This is a genomic window from Planktotalea sp., assembly GCF_018607965.1.
In the GTDB taxonomy this organism is placed as follows: Bacteria; Pseudomonadota; Alphaproteobacteria; order Rhodobacterales; family Rhodobacteraceae; genus Planktotalea.
In genome coordinates this window covers 1-3,221 of the sequence record NZ_JABBAM010000116.1, presented here as the reverse complement: position 1 = coordinate 3,221, position 3,221 = coordinate 1, and the positions used below count along the sequence as shown (strand labels likewise).

Genomic DNA, 3,221 nt, shown 5'->3' with positions numbered 1-3,221 from the left:
ATCGATCCCCTGCCCGACCAGCATCGCCATCATCGCCTTTGCACGCAGACGGCCCATTGCTGGGCTTTCACCCGAGCGCAGATCATCAGAATGCTGGCTAATCACGCGCAGACGCGCATCAGGACACGCCATGGCCATCGCGGCCAATTCGAATGCAACACTGATTTCGCTTTGCTTGGCGGCAACAGAGCGCGGTGAATAAAACACATTCTTTCCCGCAATCGCAGCTTCAAGATCTTGAGCACACGATGACGTAGCCCACTGATTGGACAGGGCCTTCGCACGGTTAAAGCTGGCTGTATTATCAACTTCAATCACTGCAAATTCTACGCGACGATCATAGTACGCATCGGACTCAGGCCCTACAATATTGGACGGGCGCGCGCTGCCAATGCCTTTTGCGACAAAGTTCATCGTGTCGATGCCAGAGGCACAAAGACGCTGGATGATCTGCTCTGCGCGCTTCTTGCTAAGCTTCAGATTTACGTCCGCATCGCCGGATGGATCAGAATGCCCTTCAACGATGATCTGCACCCCCTTACAATCTTGCAACAGAATACCAATCAAGCGGGCTTGTTCGATCCCACAAGGATCCGCGTTCAGACCGCCTGCTGGAAAGTAGATACGCGCTTGGTCGGACAGCGAACGCAAATCTGCGATGCAAGATTCTCTCGCCGACAAACTCGCCTGTGCGTCCGAAAAGAACGCGACAGCATTTTGCGTCGCTTGCAGCGAAGCAGTACGTGTAACTGGTTCGACTGATGCGACCTGCGCAGGTGTTGCGATTACCGCCACCTGTTCCGGAACGACGGCAGGCGCAAACGCCAGTGCTGCTGCTTGTTGCATTGCTTGTGTGTCTACAGGCTGCATCGCTTGTAATGAAGAATCCGTCACCGAACTAAGGCGCGTGACGACATCATTGTTATTCTTCGCATCAAATGCGGTGGCATTGGTTGTGGCTTGGAACTGGGAATTAGACGCAACAGTCGCGTCCATAGAACTAGTTAAGGGTGCCTGAACTATGTCTTCGGCATTTGAAGATCTGTCAAAATAACCTGAGGCAGCGAAAACGATTGCAACTGTGGGTGCGACCCACGGCAAATGATCTTTGATTAGCTTAAAAGACATGGCTCCCAAAATATTGATCGCGGCTTAGCAGTTTACCGCTTATGTTGTGCTCGTATCGATAGATAGCCGCACAACCACAGCCTGCGTCAACAGGTAATTCGCAAGAAAGTGCAATTTGAGGTTTTTTTTAGTTTTGACGCTCGCGTGGGACATAACTAAGCGAATTCATCTATTTTTTCAGTAAATCTACCCAAGTAGCCTGCTGAAACGAAGAATGCGCACCAGCTTGTCAGCTAATGCGCAATCTATTTCATTAAAGTCTGTTTGCTGTCTCGCCGATTTCAGACACAACAAGCAGAAACTGTATTAGATCTGTTTTGTCACCTGCGTAAACTCCAGCTCGACCGGAGTTTCGCGACCAAAGATAGATACAGTCACTTTCAGGCGTTGGTTCTCATCGTCAACTTCTTCAACCATGCCGTCGAAGTCTTCGAATGGACCCTCGTTAACCTTGACGCGCTCACCAGTCTCGAAATGAATGATATTACGCGGTGCATCTTCGCCCTCAGCAACACGGCCAAGAATTGCTTCGACCTCGGCATCCCGCATTGGCATTGGGCGCCCTTGTGGCCCCAAGAAACCTGTGACGCGGTTGATCGAATTAATCAGGTGATAGCCTTGGTCAGACATTTCCATGCGGACCAGAACGTAACCTGGCATAAAGCGACGCTCGGACGTGACTTTCTTACCGCGACGGACTTCGATCACTTCTTCCGTAGGGACCAGCACTTCTTCGATGTCTGCCTCGAGTCCGTTCTCGATGGTCGAATTTCTGATTTGCTCAGCAATCTTCTTCTCAAAGTTCGAAAGAACGCTTACCGAATACCAACGCTTCGCCATCTGACATCTATCCTTGTTTGAACCTAGGCTTTGACCCAGCGGTTCGAATTATCATTCGTCCCAAATAGCTAACCCTTTGCGTAACGCAGCAACAAGGCAAAATCAGTGCGCTGTTCGAATCTTAAGAGCACTAAATTTGGGAAGTCTGTGCGCAATACCCCTGCTACGCTTGCATTTCAAGGGCTTGCTGAGATTTTCAATCGTTGGCGTGATGCCATCCCGTTTGGATCTTATCCAAAGTAGCCAAGAACGCTTGTCAGGCCAAATCGAATGATGATGTCGATCGTTGCAAAGAAAATCGCTGTCAGAGCGGACATGATAAAGACCATGACTGTTGTCAAAACAACTTCGCGACGCGTAGGCCAGACAACTTTAGAAACTTCTGAGCGTACTTGCTGAGCGTACTGTAGTGGGTTGGTCATTGCCATTTTTTCGAACTTCCATCAATCGGGTTGTTAGCGACATACGCGTTGAGTGCGGCGATTTCAAGACAGGTTTGTGAAGCCGTGCGCAAAGTTGATCGGTTCGACCAGCAGTTTACGCAAACGTGAGTGGCATCAAAAGTATCAATCCCTGAAATGTCATTCCGGCGAACCCTAGGCACGTTTGGCGTAAAGAAGACCATACGTAAGGCTCGTGAATGCGGCTCTGGCAGGGGCTAAGAGACTCGAACTCTTGACCTACGGTTTTGGAGACCGTCGCTCTACCAACTGAGCTAAACCCCTAAAGCCGCGTTTCGTTTACGGCGCAGGCTGATCCTTTGCAAGGGGCAAAGTGCATAGTTAACGCAGCTATTCACATGCGGCCTCAAGCGCGTCGATATCGTCGCCCGCGATTGCGCCTTCGTTTGCCAATATCTTCTGGATTAGCCAATTCCACCAAGCAATCAATTTGATGCGTTTTATGTCTTCTGGCGAAAACCGTGCACGTTGAATTGTCGCGCGATTGCCTGCCACGATGCTGTAGTCAGCGACCTTGCCCCCAACGACCGATCCTGCGCCGACGATAACTCCATCCCCTAAATGTGCGCCCGGCAAGACCGTCGCCCTGTCCCGATCCAGCAGTCATTTCCAATAATCGTATCGGGGCCCGCCTCGGGCATGGACGGGCGGCCTTGGGGTGGACCGCCTCCAAAAATGGCAAAGGTAAAGCTAGAGATGCCATCAAAGCAATGATTGGCCGAAGAGGTGATAAACTGGACCCCACTGGCAATTTGGCAGAACTTTCCGATGATTAGGGTCAGGACCCATTAA

4 protein-coding genes and 1 tRNA gene are annotated in these 3,221 nt (G+C 50.7%); all 5 read right to left on the bottom strand.

What is annotated here, in order from left to right; all coding sequences use genetic code 11:
• On the bottom strand, positions 1-1,128 hold a 1,128-nt coding region (locus tag QZ279_RS10805; RefSeq protein WP_293450716.1), incomplete at its 3' end, for an OmpA family protein.
• 306 nt (positions 1,129-1,434) lie between these two features.
• Positions 1,435-1,968 carry a transcription termination/antitermination protein NusG gene (nusG, locus tag QZ279_RS10800; protein ID WP_293450714.1) on the bottom strand — a complete coding sequence of 178 codons (534 nt, stop codon included), beginning with the start codon at positions 1,966-1,968 and terminating at the stop codon, positions 1,435-1,437.
• 230 nt (positions 1,969-2,198) lie between these two features.
• A complete protein-coding gene (gene secE, locus QZ279_RS10795) occupies positions 2,199-2,396 on the bottom strand; it encodes a preprotein translocase subunit SecE (RefSeq protein ID WP_293450712.1) in 198 nt (65 codons plus the stop codon).
• A gap of 221 nt (positions 2,397-2,617) precedes the next feature.
• Positions 2,618-2,693, bottom strand: a tRNA-Trp gene (locus QZ279_RS10790).
• Between the two features lie 66 nt (positions 2,694-2,759).
• A complete protein-coding gene (locus QZ279_RS10785; RefSeq protein WP_293450710.1) occupies positions 2,760-3,005 on the bottom strand; it encodes a hypothetical protein in 246 nt (81 codons plus the stop codon).
• Positions 3,006-3,221 lie beyond the last annotated feature (216 nt).